Origin of the sequence: Pseudoalteromonas prydzensis (assembly GCF_001661495.1) — a bacterium.
In the GTDB taxonomy this organism is placed as follows: domain Bacteria; phylum Pseudomonadota; class Gammaproteobacteria; order Enterobacterales; family Alteromonadaceae; genus Pseudoalteromonas; species Pseudoalteromonas prydzensis.
Window position 1 is genome coordinate 101,729 of sequence record NZ_BDDT01000008.1, and the last position, 24,777, is coordinate 126,505.

At 42.3% G+C, this 24,777-nt stretch carries 17 protein-coding genes; 13 read left to right on the forward strand and 4 right to left on the reverse strand.

The features are described 5' to 3' along the window. Positions 1-5: 5 nt before the first annotated feature. Positions 6-278 carry a hypothetical protein gene (locus A7968_RS15030; RefSeq protein ID WP_064667393.1) on the reverse strand — a complete coding sequence of 91 codons (273 nt, stop codon included), beginning with the start codon at positions 276-278 and terminating at the stop codon, positions 6-8. Between the two features lie 275 nt (positions 279-553). On the opposite strand from A7968_RS15030, the gene A7968_RS15035 reads away from it, so the two are divergent. After that, complete coding sequence (locus tag A7968_RS15035; protein ID WP_064667394.1) at positions 554-2,719, forward strand: winged helix-turn-helix domain-containing protein; 2,166 nt, start codon at positions 554-556, stop codon at positions 2,717-2,719. A 35-nt stretch (positions 2,720-2,754) separates the two neighbouring features. Here the strand turns inward: A7968_RS15035 and A7968_RS15040 are convergent, their stop codons facing one another. Both A7968_RS15040 and uvrA read right to left on the reverse strand, forming a co-directional pair. Then, complete coding sequence (locus A7968_RS15040; protein WP_064667395.1) at positions 2,755-3,801, reverse strand: hypothetical protein; 1,047 nt, start codon at positions 3,799-3,801, stop codon at positions 2,755-2,757. A gap of 18 nt (positions 3,802-3,819) precedes the next feature. Then, a complete protein-coding gene (gene uvrA, locus A7968_RS15045; RefSeq protein ID WP_064667396.1) occupies positions 3,820-6,639 on the reverse strand; it encodes an excinuclease ABC subunit UvrA in 2,820 nt (939 codons plus the stop codon). Between the two features lie 164 nt (positions 6,640-6,803). On the opposite strand from uvrA, the gene A7968_RS15050 reads away from it, so the two are divergent. From A7968_RS15050 to A7968_RS15060, 3 genes are all read left to right on the forward strand, one after another. After that, positions 6,804-8,171, forward strand: a complete 1,368-nt coding sequence (locus tag A7968_RS15050) for an MFS transporter (protein ID WP_064667397.1) — start codon at positions 6,804-6,806, stop codon at positions 8,169-8,171. A gap of 20 nt (positions 8,172-8,191) precedes the next feature. Next, positions 8,192-8,923: a single-stranded DNA-binding protein gene (gene ssb / locus A7968_RS15055; RefSeq protein WP_064667398.1), complete on the forward strand. Its 732-nt coding sequence runs from the start codon at positions 8,192-8,194 to the stop codon at positions 8,921-8,923. A 285-nt stretch (positions 8,924-9,208) separates the two neighbouring features. Then, positions 9,209-10,945, forward strand: coding sequence for an EAL domain-containing protein (locus A7968_RS15060; protein WP_084448216.1), 1,737 nt, complete (start codon positions 9,209-9,211; stop codon positions 10,943-10,945). Between the two features lie 6 nt (positions 10,946-10,951). Here A7968_RS15060 and A7968_RS15065 read toward each other — a convergent pair whose 3' ends face one another. Further along, entirely contained in the window at positions 10,952-11,851 is a 900-nt protein-coding gene (locus tag A7968_RS15065) for a 1-aminocyclopropane-1-carboxylate deaminase/D-cysteine desulfhydrase (RefSeq protein WP_064667399.1), read from the reverse strand. Between the two features lie 259 nt (positions 11,852-12,110). Here A7968_RS15065 and A7968_RS15070 point away from each other — a divergent pair, with 259 nt between their 5' ends. The 9 genes from A7968_RS15070 (at position 12,111) to tldD (ending at position 24,773) form a co-directional block, all read left to right on the forward strand. Continuing rightward, complete coding sequence (locus A7968_RS15070; protein WP_064667400.1) at positions 12,111-14,135, forward strand: SUMF1/EgtB/PvdO family nonheme iron enzyme; 2,025 nt, start codon at positions 12,111-12,113, stop codon at positions 14,133-14,135. A gap of 139 nt (positions 14,136-14,274) precedes the next feature. Beyond that, positions 14,275-15,318: a rod shape-determining protein gene (locus A7968_RS15075; protein WP_016709506.1), complete on the forward strand. Its 1,044-nt coding sequence runs from the start codon at positions 14,275-14,277 to the stop codon at positions 15,316-15,318. Further along, on the forward strand, positions 15,318-16,160 hold the full coding sequence (mreC, locus tag A7968_RS15080) for a rod shape-determining protein MreC (protein WP_192540891.1): 843 nt from the start codon (positions 15,318-15,320) through the stop codon (positions 16,158-16,160). The genes A7968_RS15075 and mreC overlap by 1 nt, the downstream gene beginning before the upstream one ends. Next, entirely contained in the window at positions 16,153-16,632 is a 480-nt protein-coding gene (gene mreD / locus A7968_RS15085) for a rod shape-determining protein MreD (RefSeq protein ID WP_064667401.1), read from the forward strand. The genes mreC and mreD overlap by 8 nt, the downstream gene beginning before the upstream one ends. Further along, positions 16,632-17,201 (forward strand): Maf family protein, encoded by a 570-nt coding sequence (locus A7968_RS15090; protein WP_064667402.1) that lies wholly within the window; start codon positions 16,632-16,634, stop codon positions 17,199-17,201. Before mreD ends, A7968_RS15090 begins: the two co-directional genes overlap by 1 nt. Before the next feature lies 1 nt (position 17,202). Further along, on the forward strand, positions 17,203-18,675 hold the full coding sequence (gene rng / locus A7968_RS15095) for a ribonuclease G (protein WP_064667403.1): 1,473 nt from the start codon (positions 17,203-17,205) through the stop codon (positions 18,673-18,675). Further along, entirely contained in the window at positions 18,675-22,520 is a 3,846-nt protein-coding gene (locus A7968_RS15100; protein WP_064667404.1) for a YhdP family protein, read from the forward strand. Before rng ends, A7968_RS15100 begins: the two co-directional genes overlap by 1 nt. Positions 22,521-22,530: 10 nt before the next feature. After that, complete coding sequence (locus tag A7968_RS15105) at positions 22,531-23,337, forward strand: carbon-nitrogen hydrolase family protein (RefSeq protein WP_064667405.1); 807 nt, start codon at positions 22,531-22,533, stop codon at positions 23,335-23,337. Further along, a complete protein-coding gene (gene tldD / locus A7968_RS15110) occupies positions 23,334-24,773 on the forward strand; it encodes a metalloprotease TldD (protein WP_064667406.1) in 1,440 nt (479 codons plus the stop codon). The genes A7968_RS15105 and tldD overlap by 4 nt, the downstream gene beginning before the upstream one ends. The last annotated feature ends 4 nt before the right edge of the window (positions 24,774-24,777 follow it).

The window sequence follows — 24,777 nt, forward strand, 5'->3', positions numbered from 1 at the left end:
GCGCATTATGCTTTACTTAATTTATCAGCTAATTTTGCATCGATTTGTTTTTGTAGCTCATCCATTGATTTTTCTAAGCTCATATTTAATTTTGTATCTAAGCCATTCTCGAATACTTGCTCTTTTGCCTGTGCTTGTTGCACCACTGATTTAGAAATATGTACGCTGCCTAACTGTTGCATTACTAACTCAGGGTTGCCGGCTGCCATCGCTGAAGATGCGCCAAATGCTGCAGTGATTAGTAATACTGGTAATGTTTTTTTGATTAAATTTTTCATGATTAAACCCTTTTAAACTTTAGAATGTAGCTGCAATAATGAACTGCATTTAAGTATGCAGAGACATGTTTGCTGTTGACGGTGATAAGAATAGCGCTGGAAATTGATAAAGTCGCTTATCTAGATATGAGCAATTAATAGATAAGGTTTTTTGTTTTATTTTTAATTTTAATCAATAAGTTAAAGATGAACCTTATATTGCAATATAAGGTTTAACTACATAAATAATCGTCCCTGTGCTAGGGTTAGTAGATATAAAAAAAGAAATAAGCCTTATGAATTATCAAATCGGACCTTGGCAATTTATTAAAAACCGCTGCGTGGTTGTTGCAGGTAACATTGAACGAGAATTAGACCCGTTACTTATTAAGTTGCTGATACACTTTATTAGTAAGCCGCAGCGGATCATTGCCCGTCAAGAGTTGGTTGAGCAGGTATGGCAGCAAAGTTTTGTTGATGATAATGCGATTAATCGCGCTATTTCAGAGCTACGTAAACAGCTTTCACATCCAGTTGAAAAAGCCCCCTTACTAAAAACTCACTACCGTAAGGGCTATAGCTTGACTGTGGTTGCCACACCATTAGCTGAAGCTGAGCCGCAGTTACAGGCTACGATTGCGTCTTCGGCCGATAATATTAGCGATGCCCAGAGTAGCGTTGTGGTTTCGCCTGAGGAGCTTGCTGAGAGTAATGCAGGTAGCCAAACCCTAGTGGCTAATAACACTAAATCAAAACAATTTTCTATAATCGCTGGCGTGTTTTTACTGATTTTAATTAGCGTGATTGCCAGTTGGTTTGTGCTAAAAAACGTGGAGCAACATACCCCTGCGCAAGAGCAGATCATAAAAACCTCAGCAACAATTATCCCAAGTACATGGAACGTTGGGGCTGAAGCCGTACCAGTAATTTCTTTTGATAAGCAATATTTAGCATACAGCAATACTGATTTAACGAGTCAACAGCAGCATGCTTTTGTCAAGCGTATTGCTGATCAACGAGAAGTTGAGCTTCATTACCAAGACTTTAATGTCTCTATTCTTTCGTGGCAGCACAAGCAGCATAGGGTATTGCTACAGGCAACTAATTTGTCTGAACAACAATGCGTAATGGTATTGGTTGATTTAAGCGATTTTTTAAACCCCAGTGATGGCCAAGTAATACGAGAGTGTGATTTACGTTATACCGGTTATGCTCAACTGGATGAAAGTGGAACATTCTTATATTTCACTGAGTTTAAAAACAAACGGGGAGGCTCTGGCCTGTTTCGCTATAACACTGCAACGAAAAAGGAGAGTACGCTAGTCCCAAGTTCTGACTTATTGTATGGCGCATTAATGCCGCGCATTTCCCCATCAGGTCAATACATAGGGTATATTCAATCGCTGCAAAGTCAGCCTTTTACGTTTTTTACCTACAATTTACAGACCTCAGAAATAAAACGCTTTTTTCAAGCTCAGTCGAAAAACGTTAGTTTTGCATTTGATTGGCTGCCTGATGAGGACACCGTATTTGTTTCTGAATATAACCGTTTAACCACGATTAATATTCCGGATGGTACTGTTTCTGTGCGTGAAATATCGCCTTATATGTCTGCTTATTATATCGCGGCTCAATCTGCTAATAGTTTTTACTTTTCTCCATCGCAAACCCAACAGCTATCTATATTCAAAGTCACTGATTTATTTTCGCCAGCTATGCAAGGGCATCATTTATATGCGTCTGAAGGCAATAATTACAACGCATTACCACTACTTAAAGGCCAGCAGCCCAACACTTTGTTTATTTCTAGCCGCTCTGGTAATGCACAAATTTGGCTTGAACAAGGTAACCAGCAACTACAATTGAGTAACTTTACTGCCGAGCATGGCACGCCTGACTTTGGCTTTGTGAGAATGGCCAGTAATGGCAAATTTTTATTATTAAAAATTAATGAAGAGCTTAACTTTTTTGATGTGCAAACAAAAAAACTACACACTATTACCGAACTTAAAGGACGAAAAATTAGCAGCTATGCGTGGTCAGATAACAGCGAGCAAATATGGCTTACTGAGTTGCAAGATAAACGCTATCAGTTATGGCAGTTTAATTTAGTAACTCGCGAACTGACGAAGCGTAGCGATATAGCCCCATATGCGCTACTTAATAATAATCAAGGCGATAGTTTTGCAGTCACCAGTGATGAACTGATCAGACTCGCGGATGATAAACGTTGGCAGCTTCCTGACAATGCACGAGCGACCTCTTTTCATGCAATCAATACCGATTATTTATATATTAGCGATGGCATTTCACGAGTAGCTCGTTTTAATTTAACTACTCATCAGCTTGAAGAAACTCAGGTTGATTTTAAGTCGTTTGCGTTTAATGTCACCGATAATAACGAGCTGTTATTCAACCGCCGAGATGTGAAAGACACGCAAATAAAATTAGTCAGTTGGTAGGGGATGGGCGCTAGCTGTTGTGTTGTTGCAGGCAACTAAGGCGCTTTTATTCCTGGTGAATCACAGGCTTTTACTGTAAAGCTGTAGCCGTAGGGTTTGCTATTATCTAATGCTATCTCGACAATTTCGTAATCATTTAGCTCAACAACTTTGGTGTTTGGGGCTTTTTTACAACGCGAGTAGCTATTCGCTTCAAAGCTGTAGGCAAAAATAGCGATTAGCCGTTTACTGCGCTCAAAGTAGCCTTTGGTATCAAGAAAAGAATACACCGCATTGGAAATGTCGGTATCACCTTCTACAGTGAGTGTTGGTCGTTCATTCGCATCTGTATCAGACTCAGTTTGCTGTTGTATTTTCTCAGATAATTGCTCTATTGCTTGCTCTTGTTGGGCTTTTGGCTTGCTTGATAGTTGCTGGCTTTGTGAATAGGTGCTTGCCATATCATCAATAATTTCGGCTGTGGGCTTACCATCTACAAACGAAAAGATATTAAGGATCACCACACTTGCTAGCACGAAACGCAATAGGGCTGTTAGCAAGGGCGAATAACTTTGGGTGATGAATTTAATGCGATCAGAGCCAAAAGGTTTGATCAGCAACAGGGCGAGAATATACAAGGGCAAAAGTAATTGCAGCCCTAGTAGCGTTGCAAGGGTGATCCCTAACGCCCAAGGGGGTAAGTAGATCAAGGTTGCAAAGTTATGGGTGTAATTTAACTGACTTGCTGACACCATAGTGACTTCGTTGACAATGCCGCTGGCACTGGCGAGCACAAAGTTGGCAATGGTTGCGTAAAAAATTAGTATTAACGCTTTTCCGGCAAGTGAATGCCAAAGGTGATTAAACTTAGGCCAAAACTCAACAATTAAGGCAATAATACTCAGGGCAGTGCAAAGCCAGCCTGATTGCAAAACAACGAGGCTGGCTAATGCCAGTAGATACAGTTTCTGTGCAGTACTTAAATTAAACCAAATAGCCTGACCGCGTTTAAAAATACGCTTTGCATGCACTTGCCAACTCGCGTGCTGTTGTTTGAGTTGTTTGTTAGCGCGCCATTTGATTACTTTTAGATACCGTTGCATATTTAATAAAGTTGCCGCTTAAAGTAGCGGCTTTAAGTAATGACCAGTATGTGAACGCTCACATTCAGCAACCTCTTCAGGTGTACCTGCAATAAGTATTTCACCACCGCCTGCGCCACCTTCAGGGCCTAAATCGATGATCCAGTCCGCGGTTTTGATCACATCTAAGTTATGCTCAATCACCACGATAGTATTACCATGATCGCGTAGCCGATGCAGCACTACTAATAATTGCTCAATATCGGCAAAATGCAAACCTGTAGTTGGCTCATCCAAAATATACAAGGTTTTACCGGTATCGCGTTTTGATAGCTCACGAGCAAGTTTAACGCGCTGCGCTTCACCACCAGAGAGCGTGGTCGCGGCTTGACCTAGGCGAATATACGATAAGCCTACATCCATTAAGGTTTTTAGCTTACGTGCAATAGCGGGTATTTTGTCAAAGTAGTCGTGTGCGTCTTCAACCGTCATCTCAAGCACTTGGTGAATGTTTTTACCTTTGTACTGTACTTCAAGCGTTTCGCGATTATAGCGTTGACCTTTACAGACATCACACGGCACGTATACATCCGGTAAAAAGTGCATTTCTACTTTAATTACGCCGTCACCTTGGCAGGCTTCACAACGGCCACCCTTAACGTTAAAGCTAAAGCGACCCACTTTATAACCACGCGAACGTGACTCTTGAGTACCTGCAAATAACTCACGAATACCCGTAAATATACCAGTATAAGTCGCCGGGTTTGAGCGCGGGGTGCGGCCAATTGGACTTTGATCTATATCGATTACTTTATCAAAATGCTCAAGACCACTGATTGATTTATAAGGCGCTGCTTCTGCGGTGGTTGCGCCATTTAATTCAGTATGCGCGAGTTTGAATAAAGTGTCGTTGATAAGCGTTGATTTACCAGAGCCGGATACCCCAGTAATACAGGTCATCAAACCAAACGGTATTTTTAAATCAACGTTTTTAAGATTGTTACCGGTTGCGCCAAACAGCTCTAACCATTTGTCGTTCACTTTATGGCGTTCGCTTGGCACATCAATTTTACGTTTGCCCGATAAAAACTGCCCAGTAACAGACTCTTCACTGGCTAAAATATCATCACGCGTACCTTGAGCTATTACATAACCGCCATGCACACCTGCGCCAGGACCAATATCAATAATGTGATCGGCAGCGCGAATAGCGTCTTCATCATGCTCTACCACAATCACGGTATTACCTAAATCACGTAAGTGAATAAGGGTTTTTAATAAACGGTCGTTATCGCGTTGATGCAAACCAATAGATGGTTCATCAAGTACATACATTACGCCAACAAGGCCTGCACCAATTTGGCTTGCAAGGCGAATACGCTGCGCTTCACCACCTGAGAGCGTATCGGCACTGCGCTCTAATGAAAGGTAGTTAAGCCCAACATTAATTAAGAACGATAAACGATCGCGAATTTCTTTTAGGATTTTTTCAGCAATTTGGCCTTTTTGACCGGTTAAGTTAAGACCTTCAAAAAAGTCCATTGCTTCACCAATACTCATTGCAGTAATGGTTGGTAAGTTTGTTTGCCCTATAAATACGCTGCGTGCTTCTTGGCGAAGACGAGAGCCTTTACAGCTTGGGCACGCTTGACTCGTTTGATATTTAGCCAGTTCTTCACGTACTGAATTTGACTCGGTTTCACGGTAGCGGCGGTTCATATTATTGAGCACGCCTTCAAACTCATGATTGCGAGTTATTAAGTCCCCTCGGTCATTGCGATAATTAAAAGCAATTTTTGTATCACCGGAGCCATCAAGAATGACTCTTTTAGCGTCTTTACTCAGCTCTTGAAAGGGCACTTCTAAATCAAATTTATAATGTTCGGCAACCGCTTGCAGCATTTGGAAATAGTAAAAGCTGCGTTTATCCCAGCCTTTGATTGCACCGCCAGATAAACTTAATTCAGGGTTTTGAATCACTCGGTTTGGATCGAAATACTGACGTACACCTAAACCATCACAGCTTTGACATGCGCCCGCTGGATTATTAAATGAGAACAAGCGTGGTTCGAGCTCACTCATGGCATAGCCACAAGTAGGGCAAGCAAAATTGGCTGATAGCAGTAACTCTTCGGCGCTTGAATCATCCATTGAGGCAATTGTTGCAACCCCCGCTGATAACTCTAGCGCGGTTTCAAACGATTCAGCTAAGCGTTGTTGTAAACCATCTTTAACTTTAAAGCGGTCAACTACGACTTCAATAGTGTGTTTTTTATGAAGCTCTAACGTTGGTGGATCTGAAAGGTCACACACTTCACCATCAATACGAGCACGAATATAACCTTGACTGGCTAGTTGCTCTAACAACTTAACGTGCTCACCTTTGCGCTCTTTGACCACTGGAGCAAGTAGCATCAGTTTACTACCTTCAGGGAATGCCAACACAGTGTCGACCATTTGGCTCACAGTTTGTGCTGCCAGTGGTAAATCGTGAGTCGGGCAACGCGGCTCGCCAACACGGGCAAACATTAAACGTAAGTAATCATAAATTTCGGTAATGGTACCAACGGTTGAGCGAGGATTGTGTGATGTTGATTTTTGTTCGATTGAAATAGCCGGAGACAGCCCTTCAATATGATCAACATCCGGTTTTTCCATTAAAGATAAAAATTGTCTGGCGTAAGCCGATAAAGATTCCACGTACCGACGTTGCCCTTCTGCATATAAGGTATCAAATGCTAAAGACGATTTACCTGAACCAGATAGGCCGGTGATAACAATTAATTTATCACGGGGAATGGTTAGGCTGATGTCTTTTAAATTGTGCGTACGGGCGCCTCGGACTTCAATGTTTTCCATGCTATCTCGTTTCATTACCAAATTGATTTACTGAGTATCTCATAATACGTGCGAAGATTAATCCTTGATCAATGAAAAATCATCAGTTTGAAACGATTATTTCTTGTTAAGCTTGTGCTAGAATCCCTGCTCGAATTTTAATAGACAGCAAGAACACGCGAATCATGACAGCATCTTCACTTAATTCACGAGAAAAACGCGCCGCAGTATCGCTCGCGAGTGTGTTTGCATTTCGTATGCTTGGCTTATTTATGTTAATGCCAGTGTTGGCTATTTATGGACAAGACTTAGCTGGGTTTTCACCGTTATGGATTGGTATTGCCATTGGTGCTTATGGTTTAACACAAGCGGTGTTGCAAATCCCCATGGGCTGGCTATCAGATAAAATCGGCCGCAAAAAAGTGATTGTTGGTGGTTTGTGTTTATTTGCGCTTGGCTCAGTTATTGCTGCAACGGCTGATTCTTTGCAAATGGTTACGGTTGGTCGTGCATTACAGGGAATGGGGGCAATTGCCAGCTCATTACTTGCTTTTGCCTCTGATCTGAGTCGTGATGAACAGCGACCAAAAGTAATGGCCGTGATCGGCATGAGTATTGGTATGAGCTTTGCTGTAGCCATGCTACTTGGCCCGATGGTTGCCGCTGCTTGGGGTATTGCTGGTATATTTTGGTTAACAGCTGTTTTGGCTATCTTGGGTATTTTTATAGTATTGTTTTTAGTGCCCAAAGCCGTTAATAAAGCCCCCAAAGGCGATACACTGGCCAGCTTTACTGATATTAAAAAGCTGATTAAGCACCCGCAATTAGCACGTTTAGATGCAGGCATTATGTTACTGCATTTAACCCTAACCACTATTTTTGTTGCGTTACCAGGGCAATTGATTACCAATGGACTGGTGGCATCAGCACATTGGCAAATATATATTCCGGTATTGATCTTTGGTTTCTTGTTAATGGCACCGATGATGATCATCGCCATTCGTAAAGAAAAAGAAAAGCAGGCCTTTATCGCTTCTATTGCGTTATTAACTTTAAGTATGACCGCAATGGCGTTATGGGTTGATAGTATTATAGGCATGGCATTATGTATGTTGGCCTATTTTGTCGCGTTTAACTTCCTTGAAGCAACTATGCCTGCATTGGTATCGCGCTTTTCACCAGCAAATCAAAAAGGCTCGGCGATGGGAGTGTTTTCGTCTTCGCAATTTTTTGGTGCATTTTTAGGTGGGATTTTAGGAGGTTACGTTGCGCAATCAACAACAGCTCAAGCAGTGTTTGCCGCAGCCGCAGTTGTTGGGTTAATATGGCTTATCCTTGCGTGGAATATGCAAGTCCCGCCAAGAAGTAAAATGATAAGCTTAATGACAGAATTAAGTAATGAGCAGCAAGCGCAAACCCTTGCATCTCGTTTAGTTGCTTTACCAGGTGTGTTAGAAGCAACGGTAGTGTGCGAAGAAAATCGCAGCTATTTAAAGATTGATGATAAAGAATTTGACCTAGACCAAGCCCGAAAAGCGGCTGGTTTAATATAACGTTTATAGGAGAAAGGTCCATGGCACGCGGTGTGAACAAAGTAATCTTGGTTGGTAATTTAGGTCAAGATCCAGAAGTACGTTATATGCCTAATGGCAATGGTGTAGCGAATATTACCTTAGCAACGTCTGATAGCTATAAAGATAAAAACACCGGTCAAATGGTTGATAAAACAGAATGGCACCGTGTGGTATTTTTTGGCAAATTAGCTGAAATTGTCGGCGAATATTGCCGTAAAGGGTCACAAATATACGTTGAAGGTAAATTACAAACACGTAAATGGACCGACCAACAAGGCCAAGAAAAATACACCACAGAAATCGTAGTTGATGGCTTTACTGGCCAAATGCAAATGCTAGGCGCACGTGGCGGCGACCAGCAAGGTGGTGGTTATCAAAGTGGCCAACAGCAAAGCCAAGGCGGTCAATCTCAAGGTGGTTACGGCCAACAGCAGAGTGCTCCGCAACAAAGCGCCCCACAACAAGGTGGCGGTTATCAGCAAAGTGCACCACAACAAAGTGGTGGTTACGGCCAGCAACAACAGAGTGCTCCACAACAAGCACCTGCAGCACGCCAACAGCCAGCTGCTGCGCCACAGCAGAATAACCAATACCAAAGCGGCGGCTATGCACCACAAGGTGGCGGCCAACCACAAGGCGGTTTTGCACCTAAACCACAAAATGCTCCTCAAGGCGGCGCATCAAACCCGATGGAACCACCAATCGATTTTGATGACGATATTCCGTTTTAATTCAAGTGAATTATCAGTAATTATTATTAAGGGCTTGTTTTTACAGGCCCTTTTTTATTTTTATAGGTAAAAACTGAATGCTAGTAAATTTTGCCTGTCATAGACTCCTCTCGGATTACATTTTTTATTTGAAATTTTAAAGTTCATAGGTCTTTAAAAAAGCGTCAGTTTTGGCTTTTTTGCTCGGCTCATTAACTCTAAAACTATCTTTAAACATGCTGTAGCCTTGTGTTTATAAGGATCTTGAACAACACTTTAGCTATTAGAACAAATAGCGTAACAGCCATGGTGACTCAATTTAAAAATGCAAAAGTACGGATGCTAAGTATTTATGTGATTGCTTTTATGCTTTTACTAACGATATTTAATCTCTTATTAGGCGAGATATTGCATCAAAAAGTACACATCGAAGGCAGCCAATTAGCGCAGCAAGTATATAACTTAAAACTAGATCAAATTGACGACAGAGATATCATCGCTGCACTTGCTGCCGATCATGGTTTTATGCTTGAACCAGAGAGTATGCCGTTTCATTTTTCTGCTTTTATGGCCCAAGAGAGTGATATCTATAAATATAAAACGGTTAGTTTAAAGCTTTATCATTTGCCTTTTTGGATTGTAGAAAGTCACCTGTTTATTTTATTGAACTTAGTCATGATTGGCGCCACTGTGTGGGGCTATCGCTGGTGGCGTGTGCTTTTTAAACGGCGCGATATGGTTGCTGAACTCAGCGGTTTTAATGCACCGACTGTACCGTTGACGGTTAATCTACCTGTTAATAACATGGCAATTGCAGACGTAAATACTGTTGCGACAAAACCGCAGCAGGTATCTGAAGATGATACCGCAATCAAAGGCGTGTATGGTATTCAAAACAATTATAACCATCTCTTTGCCTTACTCTATTGGGTGCAACCATTCCCTGATAGTGTTGATTTAGAAAGTCACTTTAAACTCATTATTGTTAAAGGTTTTAAAGAACTATCGCGGGTATCTGTGAAGTTATTATCTTCAGGTGGCTTGGCAATAACCTTAGAGAATATACCGCAGGCCGATGTTGATACTTACGCCAAGCGGTTACATCAAACGATTTACCAAGCATCTTTGCTTTATCGCGGTGATCTATCCCGCAAAGAAATTAAAATCGGGGTATGTAACTATCGTGATGGTGCTGATCAAACAATAGTTTATCAATTAACAAAATCAGCATTAATACTCGCAAAGCAAAGTGCTTGGCAGCATGTTCATCGTGTGCCATTTAACTATACACACTCAACAGTGCTGGCTAATAGCTCTGAGAACCTAACTGATTACATTGATAAAAAGAAGTTTATGCTATTTTTCCAGCCACTATTTGAGTTTGTCAGTGGTGATATATTACAACATGAAGCCTTGATCCGAGTGCGTCACAAATCATTGGGGATGTTGTCGGCGAAGCAATTTATTCCGCAATTGAAAAGTGATGACGCAATTACCTTGTTGGATAAAACTGTATTAGAGCAAGTTATTAAGTTATTAAATAGTGAGCCAAGCTCTTTAACGGTGAGTATTAACTTACATGCGTTTAATTGGTTTGATGATGATTACTGGCATTGGTTTGGCGAGATAATGAAAAATGCACAAGCTGCCAATAAGTTACAATTTGAAATATCGGAAGTGGATTTTTATCAACATCAACAGCTCTTGAAATTTGCTTTTAGCAAGGTTAAATCTGTGGGCAGCTCTGTGGTAATTGATAATGTTTCATCGCACGATAAAATTGCTTTATTAACGCATTATAAAGTCATTAAAGGGCTAAAATTAAGCTATGATTTAATTCACAACATTGATAAAAATATAACGCAGCAAAAAATGGTGCGGCAAATTGTTAGTAACGCTGAGCGAGTCAGCTTACCCGTATACGGTGTTGGGGTGGAAACGCAACAAGAGCTCAACATGCTTAAAAAGCTTGGGGTACTTGGCGCCCAAGGGTTTTACTTTACTGAACCCTTGCAAGAATTTACTAATGTTACAGTGAATTGATTGAATTCACTGTAACAACTGTCGATAGCGTAAACCATCTAAGCCTTGCAAGCCGCCGGTATGAATAGCAATTATTTGGCTTCCTTTGGGAAAATAATCATCTGCGATCAACTGCCATAAAGCGTACATCATTTTTCCTGAGTAAATAGGCTCAAGGGGGAGTTGATGTTGGCTTTGCATCATTTGGCAAAATTGCCAAAGTTCAGGACTAAACCTGCCATAGCCACCATCATGAAACTGGGTGAGTAATTGCCAGTTTTGTTGCTGTGCCGCTACAGGGCTGAGTGATTTTATTTCATTGATCAAATACTCAGCTTGTTTTAATACCGCAATTCCTAAAACCTGCGTGCTGTTATCGCAGCCTTCAACTAACCCTGCCAGTGTGCCTCCGCTCCCGGTTGGGCAAATAACATAGTCAGCGTCGGGTAATGACTGAGCAAGTTCTTTACAGCCTAGCAAAGCGGCGTTGTTTGTGCCGCCTTCTGGCAATATATAGGCATTAGGGAAGTGTGTTTGCAATTGCGCTAAATAACCAGGGTTATGTCGCTCGCGATACTCTAGACGGGTAACTGGGTGCAACTGCATACCGCATTGTTTGGCAAATTGTAAGGTCGGGTTTTGCTGATCAAGCTCAGGGCCGCGAATAATACCATGGGTGGTTAAATTAAAGTGCTTTCCGGCAGCCGCACAGGCATGAATATGATTTGAAAATGCACCACCAAAAGTAAGTAATTCGGTTTTTTGCTGTGCTTGCATGGCAATCAGATTATATTTAAGTTTGCGCCATTTATTACCGCTGATCAGTGGGTGCAGTTGATCATCACGTTTTACTAATAAAGATATTTTTTTTTCACTTAGCAAAGGACTAGTGATTGTTTGCAATGCAGACTCAGGTATTAAATTCACAGTGGCAACTTAAAATAAACTGGGAGGTAAGATTAACAAATTAGGCAAAGACAACAAAACGATTCGTGTTTGGAGTGGAAAATAAGCAGTTTTCAAGCAATGAGTTGGTAATTTACTGGTATCAACTAAGGTAATAGTTGTAAACTCAGATAATTTTTGAACAAAGCTTGTGTTTTGCCTTGCAAGTACATAGCATAAGAGTTTAATTATAAAAAATAAATAATGACCAAATAATTGCCGCTTTTTGGGAATGGAATATATGCGAATTGCTCCTTTATCTCTGTTAATTTCAGCTAGCTTGTTTGCATCGTGTGCATTTGCACAAGATACAGCCACAGTAACTGGAATTGAATCTGAGATCAGTATTAAACAAGCTGAATACGATAACGCTACACAGATACTTGAAAAACACTTAAAAGAAGAAAGTCAGTTACAAAGCCAACTTGATTTATTAAGAACTCGCTCAACTGAACTCGACAAAGAAAAAAATCAAGCACTTGATGCCATGAATGAAATGTATCGTCGTTTAATTGACGATCCCACGATTGATATTAGTGCTGCACAAGCGCGCTATCAGCAAGCTGTGGTTGATCACAAGCAAAATAAAGATGATATCGCGATGCAGTTGGCGGCAATTGCATCCCACCGCAAAGATATTGAACAAATTCGCGTAGCAAAACATACCCAGCTAAATACACTCGAAAGCCTAAAAGAACAATTAACCACAGCCCGAGTTGAGCGTTTACGCAACGAATTTACCCGTGAAGGCACATTAGAAGTTAATCATACAATAAACTGTAAACGGACAGAGACGTTAGCAGCGTGTGAGCAACGTGGCCAGCAAATGGGTCTGCAAAAAGCGACTAAGCGCTTTGTTGATCAAATCTTTGCTAACTTAACGGAAGAGCGTTTAGTTGAACCCAAGCGTAATATGGCGGGGGCACAGGTTCAGGTGTTAAGTAGCCATGTGGTTAACAGTGCGTTTAGTGGTCAGGGTAACTACAACGTAAACTTAAGTGTCACTATGCGTGGCGATGTAAACAGCAGCCGTTTATGTAACTTATTGAGCGTTGATAATCGTTATTGCTCAGAGTATGGCACACCGCTTAGCACGGGTTATCAAACCAGCTACGAGACGACTTTTACTGATAGTCAGTTAACATTCAGTGACAGTAAGGATAATACAAATGTTTCGGTGTCGCGTATTAGCGAGCAGCCGATAAACGATTATTCAGTTAAACCTATGCCAATGCCGACGGCAAAGCCGCAGGTAGACGCAAATAAAATGATTGAGTTTACACTGCGCTCTAATGTGTATGACGATGAAGTATTTATTGATGGTGTTAGCTTTGGTTCAACACGTTTGGCAACGACTTTACCTAGCGGTATTCATGATGTTGAAGTGCGCAAGCAGGGTTATCAACCTTATCGTGTTCGTGTTGACTTGCGAAAGCCACAGACAATTCACGCTAAGTTGGTAAAAAAGCCTGAGTCGATTGCTGCACCGACATACACTAGCGAGCAACGTAATACGACACCAGTAACCAGTACTGCGCTTGGTGGTAACGCCGCTGCTGCAATGGTTGTAATTCCAGCTGGTAAGTTTGAAATGGGCGATATCAACGGTAATGGTCTTGCTAATGAACGCCCCGTTGTTGAAAAAACCATTGCAAGCTCATTTGCTATGCAAAATAAAGAAGTGACAGTAGGCGCTTATCAGCAATTTGTATCTAATACCAATTATAAAACAGAAGCTGAACGCAATCGTGGCTGTGCGTATTATTTAAATGGCGAACCAGTGTGGGAAGTTAATTTAAATTGGCGCAACCCAGGTTTTGAACAAAGCAGTGACTTTCCTGCTGTGTGCTTAACTTACAATGATGCAAAAGCATATGCGGATTGGTTGTCTGGGCAAACAGGTCAGCAATATAGATTACCCAATGAGGTGGAGTGGGAGTATGCAGCACGCGCTGGTACCAAAACAGAATACCCATGGGGTAACGAAATAGGTAAGAATTTAGCCAATTGTGGTTGGTGTGGTAGTGAATGGTCAAACAAAAGTGCAGCGCCAACTGGCTCATTTGCACCTAATGCGTTTGGTCTCTACGACACGGTAGGAAATGTATGGGAATGGACTCATAAGTCAGCTGAACAAGCGGATGTAACTGTTCGTGGTGGGGCGTGGAATTTTGCGCCTAGTTTAGCTCGTGCCTCAACTCGTTTGATTTTGGCACCGGACTTTCGTGCAAATTATATCGGTTTTCGTCTTGTACGAGAACGGTAAAAAATAATTTAAAAAGGAAGCAGTGCTTCCTTTTTTACCCAATTAACAAAGGTAGCTGTACTTTTTATTGCCGAACAGATTCAGCATGTTAAAGTGCATTAGCTAACATAAGAACGTTTTTCAAAGGTCATCCAGCCTCATGTTTAAAAAGCTCCGTGGTATTTTTTCAAACGATCTATCGATCGACTTGGGTACAGCCAACACCCTAATTTATGTTAAAGACGAAGGCATTGTCCTTAATGAACCATCTGTAGTTGCGATCCGTCAAGAGCGCGCTGGTGGTCCTAAAAGTGTAGCCTCAGTAGGTACTGAAGCTAAGCAAATGCTTGGCCGAACGCCTGGTAATATTAAAGCTATTCGCCCAATGAAAGACGGTGTAATTGCTGACTTTTATGTAACTGAAAAAATGTTACAACACTTTATTAAGCAAGTGCATAATAATAACTTTATGCGCCCAAGCCCACGTGTCCTTATTTGTGTACCGTGTGGTGCAACGCAAGTAGAAAAACGTGCTATCCGCGAATCTGCAATGGGAGCAGGTGCGCGTGAAGTGTATTTAATTGAAGAGCCAATGGCTGCTGCTATCGGTGCTGGCTTACCAGTATCAGAAGCAACGGGCTCTATGGTTGTTGATATCGGTGGTGGTACGACTGAAGTTGCTATTATTTCACTTAACGGTGTAGTTTATTCATCATCAGTGCGTATTGGCGGTGATAAGTTCGACGAAGCAATTATCAACTATGTGCGCCGTAACTTTGGTAGCTTAATCGGTGAAGCAACTGCTGAAAACATCAAGCATCAAATCGGTTCTGCATTTAAAACGGACGAGCCGATTGAAATTGAAGTACGTGGTCGTAACCTTGCTGAAGGTGTGCCGCGCTCATTCACGCTTAACTCGCATGAAATCCTAGAAGCCTTACAAGAGCCATTAATGGGTATTGTTAGCGCAGTAATGGTTGCCCTTGAGCAATCACCACCAGAGCTGGCGTCAGATATTTCTGCTAAAGGTATGGTGTTAACGGGCGGTGGTGCTTTGCTTAAAGATTTAGACCGTTTATTAATGGAAGAGACCGGCATTCCAGTTGTGGTTGCTGACGATCCATTAACCTGTGTAGCACGTGGCGGCGGTAAAGCATTAGAAATGATAGATATGCACGGTGGTGACGTATTTAGTTACGATTAATGAAATTAATGTTTGGGCGTGCCATTTCTTTACAACTGCGGCTTTTTGTCGCAGTGGTATTGAGTGTTATGTTGATCGTAGGCGATCGTTATACCCAAGGTGGCACCACAGTACGCACCAGTTTAAATACTTTAGTGAGCCCGTTACTGTATTTAGCCAACTTACCTTATGAAGTATTTAGCCTTGGCGCTAAAAGCTTGCACACGCGCGATCAATTACTTACTGAAAACGAAGCGCTAAAGAAAAAGCAATTACTGCAAAGTGAACAACTCCAGCAATATCAATTTTTAAATAAAGAAAATCAAAAGCTACGAGCGCTATTGGGTTCTTCCGCTAAACATTCTAATCGTAAAATAATCGCGCAAGTACTTTCTGTACACTCAAATCCGTATAGTCACCAAGTGGTGATTAATCGTGGCACCATTGATGGTATTAGTGAAGGGCAAGCGGTGATTGATGAAATGGGTGTCGTTGGGCAGCTTACCAAAGTTGGTTCAACAACCTCTCGTGTATTACTGATGACCGACACAACCCATGCCACGCCAGTGCGTATTCTGCGTAATGATGTGCGTACTGTGGTTGAGGGTATTGGCAAAATTAATTCAGTTAAACTCTCCCATGTACCACACAGCTTAGATGTGCGGATTGGCGATGTGTTGGTGACTTCAGGGCTTGGCGGTACGTTTCCTGAGGGTTACCCAGTTGCTGTGGTAACTGAAATAAATCGCGATGAAGGTCAGCCATTTGCGCAAGTTTATGCAGAACCCATTGCACAGTTAGATCGCATTCGTTTATTAGTGGTGTTATGGCGCAATCAGCAGGAAACTATCAGCAATGAATAGTCGTTACTTTTTATTGATTGCCGTGAGCATCTTTTTTGCATTGATCATGGCATTGATGCCATTACCATTTTCGTTTGAACCATTTCGCCCAGATTGGGTGTTATTGGTGTTAATGTATTGGTCGTTAGCGGTGCCGCATAGATTGAATATTGGTACAGCCTGGGTGGTTGGCTTATTGATTGATTTGGCCACTGGCTCACCACTGGGTATTAATTCACTGACTTATTCAATTTGTATTTTTGTCACTGCCAGTAACTTTCAAAAGATCCGTAATTTTTCAATTTGGCAGCAAGCGATTCTGGTTGGCTTATTTTTAACGCTCTACCACTTAATGCAGTTTTGGTTGAACCACTTTTTAATGGATGTTTATTTTAACCCGCAGTATTTATGGCCAGTCGTAACTGGCATGTTAAGTTGGCCTTGGATTTTCTTATTGCTACGTAAATATCGCCGTCATTTCAGGATCAGATAATGCAAACCGCCATTTATTTAGCGTCAGCTTCCCCTCGGCGTAAAGAGTTACTAACTCAGCTTGGCGTCGCATTTTCACAATTTAGTGTTGATGCAGATGAAAGCCCACTCGCAGACGAAACCCCGCGCGAACTTGTAGAGCGTTTAGCGCGTTTAAAAGCGCAAACGGGGGTTGCGATGGGATACACAGATCGCCCCGTACTTGGCAGTGATACTGTGGTGGTTATTGATAACCAATCCCTTGGTAAACCTCGAGATAAAGCTGATTTTATGGCAACCCTAAAACGCTTGTCAGGTCGCAGCCATGAAGTGTTAACCGCTATCGCCTTTGCTACTGAACAACAGGTAATGAGTTGTGTTGTAACAACACAAGTGAGCTTTAAAACACTCTCAGAACAAGAATTAGAAGCCTACTGGCAAAGTGGTGAGCCACACGATAAAGCCGGAGGTTATGGCATTCAAGGATTAGGCGGACGCTTTGTTACTCATATTTCGGGTAGCTATTTTGCGGTTGTCGGCTTACCTTTATATGAATGCGAAAAATTATTAAGCGAATTCTTAAGTAGGTAACATGAGTATAGAATTACTGATCAACGTCACCCCAAGTGAAAGCCGTGTTGCCCTGATTGAAAACGGTGTACTGCAAGAAATCCAACTAGAGCGCATTGGTAACTTAGGTATTGTTGGCAATATTTACTTAGGTAAAATAAGCCGCGTATTGCCGGGTATGCAAGCCGCATTTGTAGATATAGGTTTAGATAAAGCCGCTTTTTTACACGCCTCGGATATTGTTAACAGCGCTTCTATTGTTGAAGGTGTTGACGAGCAGCCAATCAAAAAAGTACAGGATATTCGTGAACTCGTGCGCCAGGGCCAGTACATAATGGTGCAAGTAGTTAAAGACCCATTAGGTACTAAGGGGGCACGTTTAACCACTGATATTACTATTCCTTCGCGCTATTTAGTATTTATGCCCGATGCTACCCATGTTGGCGTGAGCCAGCGCATTGAAACCGAAGAAGAACGTGCTCGTTTAAAAAGCATTGTTGGTGAATATGGCGACGAAGACGGCAGCTTTATTGTCCGCACTGCCGCAGAAGGTGCCAGTGAAGCCGAGCTACGTCACGATGCCGAGTTTTTAAAAAAGCTCTGGAAAAAAATCGTCACTAAACGTAAAAAAACCAGCAAAGAAAGCATTCTTCATGAAGACTTAACGCTGGCGTTTCGAACCTTACGTGATTACGTAGGTGAAGATATGGAGCGTATTCGGGTTGATTCAAAGCTTACCTATGAAGAGCTGAAAAGCTTTACCGCAGAGTTTGTGCCTATTCTGTCTGAGGCGTTAGAGTACTACCCAGGTGAGCGGCCTATTTTTGATTTGTTTGATGTTGAAAACGAAATCCAAAAAGCGCTGCACCGCAAAGTAACCTTAAAATCTGGTGGCTATTTAATTATCGATCAAACTGAGGCGATGACCACCGTTGATGTAAATACGGGGGCATTTGTTGGTCACCGTAACCTTGAAGAAACCATTTTTAATACTAACGTTGAAGCGACCTCGGCGATTGCTCGCCAGCTTAGGTTACGTAATTTAGGCGGCATTATCATTATCGACTTTATTGATATGGTCAGCGAAGAGCATAAACGCCGTGTGCTACATTCATTGGAATCAGCGCTGGGTAAAGATCGCGTTAAATCAAATATTAATGGTTTATCTGCGCTGGGTTTAGTGGAAATGACCCGTAAACGGACCCGTGAAAGTCTTGAGCATATTTTATGTGATGTGTGTCCGGCTTGCTCTGGGCGTGGCTCGCAAAAAACCGTAGAAACCGTATGCTACGAAATACTGCGTGAAATTGTCCGCGTAAACCGTGCTTACGCCGCAGATAAGTTTATGGTCTACGCCGCTCCTGCGGTCAGTGAGGCGTTATTAAATGACGAGTATCATAATCTTGCGGAGCTTGAGTTATTTATTGGCAAGCAAGTAAGTATTCAAACCGAAAGCCTCTACAGCCAAGAGCAGTTTGATGTGGTTATGATGTAATGAAAGCAAAAACGGTCTGTTTTTTTTGTATCCGTAAGTTATGGCAAGTGTGTGCCATAACCCTGGTATTGCTGGCCGTTGTTGTTTCTGTTCTTAAATATACGCTACCTTACGCCAATGATTACAAGGGAGACCTTGAAGATTACCTGTTTGATAAGTTCGCTGTTAATTTATCAATAGGTGCGATTTCCGCCAGTTGGCATGGCCAAGGTCCTTCCATCGTATTGGAAGAGATTAGCTTTGAAGATAATAAAACCTCACCTATTGCACTGACTATTGCTAAAGCCAGCCTTGAATTAAATATATGGGAAACCATTAAAACCCGACAGTTAAAATCCAGTTACTTTGTGATCAACGGCTTTCATGCCAATGTTGATATGCCGACCATGCTGGATTCAAAAAGCGCTGACGTATCGTTTGAACAAAAAGAGCTGATCGAAGGGTTATTTCTGGGTGAAACCGGGCATTTTGCGGTTGAAAATAGCAGCCTTAACTTTATATTAGGCGATGGTAAAGAGCGCCGTTTAATTCTTGAAAACATTGTTTGGCAAAACCAACCAGAACAACACTTAGGCAGCGGCACACTTGCTGTACCAGGTATTTCAGTGGGCACCTTTGATGCGCGCTTGGCGTTAACAGGCTCAACGCTTGAGACTATGCTAGGTGATATTTATGTGCAAGCCAGTAATGTTGATGTCTCAAAATGGTTAGCACAATACATCAATACCGAGAAAGAGCAGTTTAATTCAGATATTAATTTAGAGTCATGGTTAAGCATTGAAAATGGCTTGATCAAAGATGTCACGGTTAAATGGTTACCTAGTTTTATTCATTGGCAGCAAGATACCAAAAGCCACCAATTTAGTTTAAGTGAAGGGGGCTTTGTGCTTCATCCTTGGCAACAAGGTTGGCGTTTAAAAAGCTCAGGGCTGACGATTGCAAATGATCAACAGCAGTGGCCAGACTTTCAATTTGAAGCGCAGTTAGATAACAATCAGCAGCAGTTTTGGTTGCAGCAGCTGGATTTTGAGTTAGTGACAAAACTGGCGCAACTCAGTGACTTTTCAGCATTAGAGCCACTGTTAACGCGACAGCCCAGCGGCCAAGTTGAGCATGCATATTTGCAATTTAGCTCAGCGCAGCAATGGCAATTATGGTTTGAAGCAAAGCAGCTAGGTTGGCTTGCTAAACAAGGTGTGCCCGCAGTACAAGGGTTATTAGTTGATGGACTGATAAATCAACATCGCGGCCGGATAAACCTGTTTGGTGAAAATAGTGAACTACTGACAGGTGACACTTTCAGCCAGCCAATTAAATATAATCAGCTTAATATGCAAATTGATTTAGCCAATAGCGAGCAAGGTTGGCAGATCAGTAGTGACAATATTTGGCTTGATAATGAAGAAGTCACCGTTGCCGCTGAAATGAAGTTAACCTTGGGCGAACAGCCGCGGCTAGACTTATATGCAGAAGCATTTGCACCGGATGCCAGTATTGCCAGCCATTATTTCCCACGCCCTGTGATGACTAAAAATTTAGTAGATTACTTAACTGGGGCAATTAAAGGGGGCGAGCTGACACAGGCGCAAGTGCTGTTTTCTGGGCCGTTAACCGGATTTCCGTTTGCTGATAACTCAGGACAGTTTGAAGTGTTAGCGCAGGTAGAGAATGCTAATTATCAATTTGCGCCAGATTGGCCTGCAGTAACCAATGGCAGCGCACAATTACATTTTGAAAATCAGCGTATGGATATTTATTCTCAGCAGGGGCAATTAGTTAATTTAGCTGTTGCTGATGCCGTACATGTCAGCATTGCCGATTTAATGAATGCAGATGTACTCAGTGTAAAAATTAATAAACGTGCTGATGCGCAAAAGCTGTTACCGTTTTTTCAAGCCACCCCGATTGCGGATCCATTAGCGGATGTATTTGCAGTGATCCAAGGCAAAGGCACTGCCAGTGCCGATATTGAGTTATTGGTTGATCTTAATGATCTCGATGTAAAAGCCAAAGGCACTGTTAATTTAAACAATCTGCCCGTGTATTTAGCGCAGCCAGGACTACAGCTTGAGGGCGTAACTGGCAAGCTACATTTCAATGATGACCAAATTACCTTAAAAAATGCCCAGGCCAGCTGGCTAGGTATGCCACTAAAAGTAAATTTTAGTGGTAAAAATATTGCACAAAATTACCGTGCCGACATTGATATAAAAGCACAGTTAGATGCTGATACCTTAATTTCGCATGGCCAAGGTTTATTAAAAGGTTACTTACAGGGTGAAAGTGAAGTGGCCATAAAGCTGGCGCTCAATTTTTTAACCGATGGTTTTAATTACCGCGCTAATGTGAGTTCGCAACTTGAAGGACTAAGCAGTGAATTACCAGCCCCCTATAGTAAAAGTGCGGATCAGGTTTGGCCGTTAACTGCGGTTGTTCAAGGCGATGAAATTTCTAATTTGATCACGGCTAATATTAATAACAACTTATACTTTAATGGTATTTTAGAGAACAGCAGCGGCGTATTAAATAATGCGCATATCATCTTAGGCAAACAAGACTTAGGGCTGAACCAGCAAGATTTAAGCGTTGCTATTAACTTAGAGCAAACAGATTTATTACCTTGGCTTGATTTGATCCAGCAGATCATCACTATTAGCCAAGCAGAGGGTGAGCAACAAGGTGTGTTGCCACCACTAAAAGAAGTTGTCGGTAATATACAGCAATTAACCATAGCCGATATCGCCTTTAATGATTTTGAAATGCGCTTAGCGCCAGTTGCCAGTGATTTGAGCCTGCGCCTTAACGCCAAAGAACTACGCTCACAAGTATTAATACCACTTGATAAATCAAGTCGGCCAATTCATATTGCCAGCGATTATTTACGCGTTAATTTTATACCAACCACGGACGAGCCAGCGCCAGCTGAAACAGCTCAAGACTATAGTTGGCTGAGCGACTTGCCGGCCATTGAATTTGAATGTGCTGATTGTAAAGTAGCAAGTTATCAACTCGATAAAGTGAGCGCCTCACTCTATGGTGATGGTCATAAGCTAACTGTGTCAGAGTTAGTGGTGGATAAAGGCGAGCATATTCTTCGCGCCAAAGGTCAGTGGCAAAATAGCATTAGCCAGTTTAGCGGTAATATGCAAAGTGATGATATCGGCGAACTATTTGATGAGTTTGATATTACCACGACAGTTAAAGATTCAACGGCAGACATTAAATTTAACTTAGCGTGGCAAGATGCGCCTTATTTATTTGATATTGCCAGCCTTAACGGCGATTTAGATTGGCGTTTAGGTGAAGGGCACTTAGCTGAGATAAGCGATGGCGGTGCACGGGTATTCTCATTGCTAAGTCTTGATTCATTAGTGCGCAAGTTAAAGCTCGACTTTAGAGATGTATTTTCCAAGGGGTTTTTCTATAACAGCCTACAAGGTACTATGCAGCTAGATAAAGGCATTGCCTATACTCAAGATACAAAAATGGACGGCGTGCCCGCTGACTTAACGATTAAAGGCCACACTAATCTCAATACTATGGAAATAGATTATGATTTAGCGGTTGCACCACAAGTTACCTCAAGTATTCCGGTGATCGTGGCGTGGATGGTGAATCCGGTAACTGGGCTTGCCGCATTGGCGATAGATAAAGTAATTCACTCGGCGCGGGTTATTTCAGAAATTAACTTTAAAGTGAGCGGCAGTATGAACGACCCAGTTGTGAAAGAAATCGATCGTAAGAGTCGTGAAGTGACACTGCCACAAGCTGCACAAAATCAACCGCAAGCGTCTACATCACATGAGTTAACACTCAAAGATGCCGCTGCCACAGCCACGCAGTAAGGAGCAAGCTATGATCGTCGCGCTGCAAATGTGCTCCGGAGTGTGTGCTGATGCCAACATTGAGCAACTTAACCAGCAATTACAACAACTCCCCACAACTCGGCCATTACTTGTTTGTTTACCTGAAAGCTTTTTAGTATTTAGTAAAAGCGGCCAACAGACACTCGCGATTGCCAAACAAAGCGATGTTTATATACAGCAATTAGCTGACTTATGTCGCCTGTATGATATTTGGTTAGCCGCTGGTACATTACCGATTGCCACAAATAATAAATATTTAGCAGCATCTTTATTATTTAATAACCAAGGTGATGTGGTTGCTCAGTACAACAAGATGCATTTATTTGATGTAGATGTGGCGGACGGTACAGGGGCGTATCGCGAGTCTAACTATACGCAAGCGGGCAATGATATCGTTGTAGTGGATTCGCCGTTTGGTAAAATAGGCTTAACAGTATGTTATGATCTGCGCTTTAGTGGTTTATTTAGTGCTTTGCAACGTGGCGGAGCTGAAATCATTCTAGTGCCCAGCGCTTTTACAACGGTAACCGGCGCCGCTCATTGGCAGCCGTTACTAACAGCGCGGGCAATAGAAACACAAAGTTATGTGATTGCCGCAGCACAAGCGGGGCAACATGAAAATGGCCGTGCAACATATGGCCACAGCATTATTATTTCTCCTTGGGGCGATGTCCTCAGTGAGCTTGCAGATGGCATAGGGTTTATTGGTTGTCAGCCAGATTTAAACCGCTTGCACGCCATTCGTCGAGATATGCCAGTGCAATCTCACCAACGATTTAGAGAGCAATTATTATGAATTCGGTTGAACAGCATTTATTACAAGACAGCCAGCTTACCCGAGAAGAACTCGAAAAAACGCTTGGCTTTATTCATCAGCATAACGTTGATTATGCGGATCTGTATTTTCAATCAAGCCACCATGAATCATGGGTGCTGGAAGACGGCTTAGTAAAAGAAGGTTCATACAACGTTGAACGCGGCGTTGGCGTACGTGCCGTAAGCGGTGAAAAAACGGGTTTTTCGTACTCTGATGCGATTAACCTCGAAGCCCTAAATAAAGCCGCCACCGCCGCGCGTAGTATTGCCGAAGCAGGCGAAAGCAAAGCTATTCAGGTATTTAGTGATGTGGCAGCAAAGCAGCAGTTTGCACCGCTACAACCAATTCAAAGCATGACAGATACCGACAAAGTCAGTTTATTACGTGAGCTTGAAAACTATATTCGCGAACTTGCACCCGATGCAGAGCAAGTGATCAGCTCTATGTCAGCAGTCTATGAAGAAGTATTAATTGCCGCCAGTGATGGCACCTTCGCTACCGATATTCGCCCATTGATCCGTTTAAACTGCTCTGTGTTATTAGAGAAAAACGGCCGTCGTGAACGCGGTGGTGCAGGCGGCGGTGCGCGTTTAGATTATGGTTATTTTAAAGAATTAGTAGAGGGTAAACCACGTTGGATGGAATACGCCGAAGAAGCAGTACGCCAAGCTAAAGTAAACCTAGAAGCCATTGATGCTCCAGCGGGCACTATGGAAGTGGTATTGGGTAATGGTTGGCCAGGGGTATTACTGCATGAAGCGGTAGGCCATGGTTTAGAAGGCGATTTTAACCGTAAAGGTGCATCAGCGTTTAGCGGCAAAGTAGGTGAAAAAGTCGCATCAGAGCTGTGTACTGTGGTTGATGATGGCACTATTGCCGATCGTCGTGGTTCACTGAATGTGGATGATGAAGGCACGCCAGCAGCCTACAATGTGCTAATTGAAAACGGCATTTTAAAAGGCTATATGCAAGATAAGATGAACGCGCGTTTGATGGGCGTTAATCCAACGGGTAACGCACGCCGTGAATCATACGCGCATTTACCTATGCCACGTATGACCAACACGTATATGTTAGGCGGTGTGCACAGCCAAGCCGATATTATCAGCACAGTTAAAAAGGGTATTTTTGCCCCTAACTTTGGTGGCGGCCAAGTCGATATTACTTCTGGCAAGTTTGTATTTAGTGCCTCAGAAGCCTACTTAATTGAGAACGGTAAAATTACTCAACCAATCAAAGGTGCTACTTTAATTGGTAATGGCCCTGAGGTTATGCAACAAATCTCTATGGTAGGTAATGACTTAGCCCTTGATAAAGGTGTCGGCGTGTGCGGTAAAGATGGTCAAAGTGTACCAGTAGGCGTAGGCCAACCAAGTTTGAAAATTGATAACTTAACTGTGGGTGGTACAGCTTAATTTT